Source organism: Dyella sp. 01N36 (assembly GCF_056399745.1).
Window position 1 is genome coordinate 1 of record NZ_JBFTRY010000235.1, and the last position, 4,752, is coordinate 4,752.

A 4,752-nucleotide genomic window follows, 5' to 3' on the forward strand; every position below is an offset into this window, starting at 1 on the left:
CTGGATCCCGGCCTGCGCCGGGATGACGAGCAAATCCGGGCTACACCGGAAGGTCGAGCAAAAACCGAAACGGCAAGACAGAACCACTTCCGCGACCCCAAAAAAAACGGCCCAAAGGCCGCTTTTTTTAGAAGAAGGCGAAACCCGCCACCTCACTCCCCACGCAACCTCACATCCCCCAGCACCATATCGTCGCGCTCCATCCGCGCCATATGTTCGGCCTCAAGGAAATGCCACACCTGCTGACACACCGGCATGGTGTTCTCACGCGAAATGGCCGAGACCAGGAACGACGGCTCCTTCCATTCCAACCGGGCGATAACGTCAGCCGCGACAGCCTGGCGCTCATCCTCAGGCAGCACGTCGGCCTTGTTCATCACCAGCCAGCGGGGACGCTCGAGCAGCTCGGGATCGAACTTCTCCAACTCCTGCTCGATCGCACGCACCTGCTCCACCGGATCGGAACCGTCGATCGGCGCGATATCCACCACGTGCAGCAGCAGTCGCGTGCGCGACACATGACGCAGGAACTGGATGCCCAGGCCCGCACCATCCGCCGCACCTTCGATAAGGCCCGGGATATCGGCGATCACGAAACTCTGATCCGTACCCAGACTGACCACGCCGAGGTTCGGATGCAGGGTGGTGAACGGGTAATCGGCCACGCGCGGCGTGGCGGCGGAAACGGCGCGGATGAAAGTGGACTTGCCGGCATTGGGAAAACCCAGCAGGCCCACGTCCGCCAACAGCTTCAGCTCCAGCTTCAGCTCGCGCAGATCACCCGGCGTACCCGGCGTGGACTTGCGCGGCGCACGGTTCACCGAGCTCTTGAAGTGGATATTGCCCAGGCCGCCCTTGCCGCCCTGCGCCACCAGCAGGCGCTGGCCGTTGACGGTGAGGTCGCCGATGGTTTCGTCGGTGTCGACGTTGATCACCACCGTGCCCACGGGCACGCGGATATAGGTGTCTTCGCCGCCCTTKCCGTACATCTGGCTGCCCATGCCGTTCTGGCCGCGCTCGGCCTTGAACGAACGCTGGTGGCGGAAGTCGATCAGGGTGTTGAGGCCTTCGTCGGCCACCAGCCACACCGAGCCGCCGCTGCCGCCGTCGCCGCCGTCGGGGCCGCCGAAGGGAATGAATTTTTCGCGACGGAAGCTGATGCACCCGTTGCCGCCGTCGCCGGCTTTGACATTGATGATGGCTTCGTCGACGAATTTCATGGGGTGCCTGGGGGAGCGAATAGGGGATAGAGAGTAGTAAAAGCAGGGTTCTCGGGACCGTGATGAATAGCGAAGCGGCCCGGCCGATTCCCTACTCCCTATTCCCTATGCCCTGCTCTCAAAAAACAAAAGCCCCGCCGAAGCGGGGCCTTCGCTGCAACGTCGCAGGGGAATTAACCCTTGATGACGTTGACGAAACGGCGGTTGTTCTCGCCGCGCACCTTGAACTCGACGGTGCCGTCGACCAGCGCAAACAACGTGTGGTCGCGCCCCAGGCCCACGCCGGTACCGGCATGGAACTTGGTGCCGCGCTGACGCACGATGATGTTGCCGGCTTCAATAGCCTGGCCGCCGTAGATCTTCACGCCGAGATACTTCGGGTTCGAATCGCGACCGTTGCGGCTGGAACCTACGCCTTTTTTATGTGCCATGACTCAATGCTCCAGTTGCTCAGGCGTTGATGCCCGTGATCTCGACTTCGGTGAAATGCTGACGATGTCCCTGCTGCTTCTTGTGGTGCTTGCGGCGGCGGAACTTGATGATGCGGATCTTGTCGGCACGGCCGTGCTTGCGCACGGTGGCGCTGACGGTGGCACCGGCCACGATGGGCGCACCGACGGTGATCGACTCACCGGCGCCGACCAGGAGGACCTGATCGAAAGTGAAGGCGGCGCCTTCTTCGGCGTTCAACAGCTCCACGCGCAGGACATCGCCCTGCTGAACGCGGTACTGCTTGCCGCCGGTCTTGATGACTGCATAGCTCATGGGATTATCCCTTCTGTCGTTATTCTCTTGGGTTCACCGGACCCATCAGGCACCGGTGAACTCGGGAGTATAACGAAGCCCTGGCGGCCTGGTCAATTACTGACCAGTCGATCCGCCAGTCGCGGCCGCCGGCTTGGTGTCGGTCTTGGCCGGCGCAGGCTTGGCCTCGGTCTTGGCCTCGGTCTTGGCCGGGGTCTTGGCGGCTGGCTTGGCCGGCGCCTTGGCTGGCGTGGTCTTCTTCGGGGCGGGCCTGGTGGTCTTCTTGGCCGGGGCTTTGGCGTGTGAAGAGGCTTTCGCCGCCGGCTTGGCCTCGGCCTTATCGCCGCCTTCGGTCGCCTGCCTGGGCTTGATCTTTTCGCCGTTCTCGGCCGCCTGGATCGCCGCCGCACCCTCCAGCGCCGTACCCGTGATCGGCGTGGTGGATACCTTGCCCGGGCAGCGACCCGAACCGTCCAGCGTGCCCATCTGCTTGAGCTCGCTGACCATCTGGTCGCTGCGCTCATGGCTCCACTGCTGGCCGGCCTGGTTGGCCTCGGCCATGGTGGTGGGCATCTCGTTGATGACCTTCTGGCCCAGCGGCGAACGATAGAACTTCAGCAGGCCCGACATCTCGTCAGCGGTGAAATGCTTCTGGTAGACGGGCACCAGCCGGCCGATGAACAGCTGGGTCTGGTTGGCGTCCATATAGTTCTGCCAGAACTCAGGCTGCACGCAAGGCATGGACTGCTGCAAAGTGGTCACCGCCTGGGTGTTCATCTGCAGCAGCATCTTGCCGACACCGACGACTTCCATCAGCTGCCGAACCTGATCTTCCGTAGCCGGCGCCGACGACGCCATGGCCTGTCCCATGCCCATTGCAAGCGCCATGGCAACACCCCATCTCTTCAGCTTGCCCATCCGCACTCTCTGTTCGCAGGTCGGCCGGAAACCGGCCAAAGATTCCATTAAGCCATACTCGGCCGGATCTTCTCTTAAGAGTTTGTTGGGTGGCATCCGTCAGTAATAAGCGTACTGACAAGTTTGATATAGTACAGTTTTCCCTCCCCCAACGACTCCGGGCGATATGGATACGATCCGCATTCGCGGCGCGCGCACGCACAACCTCAAAAACATCGACCTCGATCTGCCGCGTGACAAGCTGATCGTCATCACCGGCCTGTCCGGTTCGGGCAAGTCATCGCTGGCCTTCGACACCATCTATGCCGAAGGTCAACGCCGCTACGTCGAATCGTTGTCGGCCTACGCCCGGCAATTTCTGTCGATGATGGAGAAACCGGACGTCGACCACATCGAGGGTCTGTCGCCGGCCATTTCCATCGAGCAGAAATCGACCTCGCACAAYCCGCGCTCCACCGTGGGCACGATYACCGAGGTCYACGACTACCTGCGCCTGCTGTATGCGCGCGTGGGCACGCCGCGCTGTCCGGATCATGGCATTCCGCTTGAAGCGCAGACCGTCAGTCAGATGGTCGACAGCACGCTCGCGCTGGATGGCGAAAAGCGCTTCATGCTGCTCGCACCGGTGATCCGCGAGCGCAAGGGCGAGCACGTGCAGGTGTTCGACCAGCTGCGCGCGCAGGGTTTCGTGCGCGCACGCGTCGACGGCACCGTCTACGACCTCGATGCCGTACCGCCGCTGACGCTGCGCCAGAAACACACCATCGAAGTGGTGATCGACCGCTTCCGTCCGCGCGACGACATCAAGCAGCGCCTGGCCGAATCGTTTGAAACCGCACTGCGCCTGGGCGACGGCATCGCCATCGTGGTCGACATGGATGATGCGAAGGCGCCAGAGCAACTGCTGTCCTCGCGCTACTCCTGCCCGGTGTGCGATTACTCGCTGCCCGAGCTTGAGCCGCGCCTGTTCTCGTTCAACTCGCCGGTGGGCGCCTGCCCCACCTGCGACGGCCTGGGCGTGACCCAGGTGTTCGATCCTGCCCGCGTGGTGGCGCATCCGGAGCTGTCGCTCGCCGGTGGCGCCGTGCGCGGCTGGGATCGCCGCAACGCCCATTATTTCCAGTTGATCCTGTCGCTCGCCGCGCACTACGGCTTCGACGTGGACACGCCGTGGCGCAAGCTCTCTGCGGACGTCCAGAAGGCCATCCTGTACGGCAGCGGCAAGGACAAGATCGCCTTCAAGTACATCACCGAACGTGGTGGCCGGGTGACGCGCGAGCACGCGTTCGAGGGCATCATCCCGAACATGGATCGCCGCTACAAGGAAACCGAGTCGCCGGCGGTGCGCGAGGAACTGGCCAAGTACATCAGCGACCGTCCCTGCCCCGACTGCGAAGGCCAGCGCCTGAATCGTTCTGCGCGCAATGTGTTCGTCGCCGACCACGCGCTACCCTCGCTCACCTCGCGCTCGATCGACGACACGCTGGCGTTCTTCGAGAAGCTGACGCTCACCGGCTGGCGCGGCGAGATCGCGGTGAAGATCGTCAAGGAGATTCGCGAGCGCCTTACCTTCCTCAATGACGTGGGCCTCAACTACCTCACGCTGGATCGTCAGGCCGACTCGCTTTCCGGTGGCGAAGCGCAGCGCATTCGCCTCGCCTCGCAGATTGGCGCCGGCCTGGTAGGCGTGATGTATGTGCTCGACGAGCCGTCCATCGGCCTGCACCAGCGCGACAACGAACGCCTGCTCGGCACGCTGACGCGTTTGCGCGATCTGGGCAACACGGTGATCGTTGTCGAACATGACGAAGACGCCATCCGCATGGCCGACCACGTGCTCGACATCGGTCCCGGCGCCGGCGTGCACGGT

The 4,752-nt window shown here is 63.2% G+C and carries 5 protein-coding genes; 1 reads left to right on the plus strand and 4 read right to left on the minus strand.

Annotation, left to right across the window (positions count from 1 at the left end; translation table 11 throughout):
* Nucleotides 1-152: 152 nt before the first annotated feature.
* The 4 genes from cgtA to AC1DMG_RS19945 all read right to left on the minus strand — a co-directional run bounded on the left by cgtA (nt 153) and on the right by AC1DMG_RS19945 (nt 2,852).
* The gene (gene cgtA, locus AC1DMG_RS19930; RefSeq protein ID WP_477176383.1) at nt 153-1,220 is read right to left on the minus strand and encodes an Obg family GTPase CgtA; all 1,068 of its coding nucleotides are present in this window, start codon (nt 1,218-1,220) and stop codon (nt 153-155) included.
* A 173-nt stretch (nt 1,221-1,393) separates the two neighbouring features.
* Entirely contained in the window at nt 1,394-1,651 is a 258-nt protein-coding gene (gene rpmA / locus AC1DMG_RS19935; protein ID WP_477166100.1) for a 50S ribosomal protein L27, read from the minus strand.
* A gap of 19 nt (nt 1,652-1,670) precedes the next feature.
* A complete protein-coding gene (rplU, locus tag AC1DMG_RS19940) occupies nt 1,671-1,985 on the minus strand; it encodes a 50S ribosomal protein L21 (RefSeq protein ID WP_038616498.1) in 315 nt (104 codons plus the stop codon).
* A gap of 96 nt (nt 1,986-2,081) precedes the next feature.
* Nucleotides 2,082-2,852: a DUF2059 domain-containing protein gene (locus AC1DMG_RS19945; RefSeq protein ID WP_477176382.1), complete on the minus strand. Its 771-nt coding sequence runs from the start codon at nt 2,850-2,852 to the stop codon at nt 2,082-2,084.
* A 196-nt stretch (nt 2,853-3,048) separates the two neighbouring features.
* Between AC1DMG_RS19945 and uvrA the strand changes: the two genes are divergently transcribed.
* A partial coding sequence (gene uvrA, locus AC1DMG_RS19950; RefSeq protein WP_477180965.1) for an excinuclease ABC subunit UvrA occupies nt 3,049-4,752 on the plus strand: 1,704 nt, incomplete at its 3' end.

Excerpts from the sequence above, each read along its gene's own strand:
- AC1DMG_RS19945 (WP_477176382.1), bottom strand. The coding sequence starts at position 2,852 with ATGGCGCTTGCAATGGGCATGGGACAGGCCATGGCGTCGTCGGCGCCG.
- rplU (WP_038616498.1), bottom strand. The coding sequence starts at position 1,985 with ATGAGCTATGCAGTCATCAAGACCGGCGGCAAGCAGTACCGCGTTCAG.
- rpmA (WP_477166100.1), bottom strand. The coding sequence starts at position 1,651 with ATGGCACATAAAAAAGGCGTAGGTTCCAGCCGCAACGGTCGCGATTCG.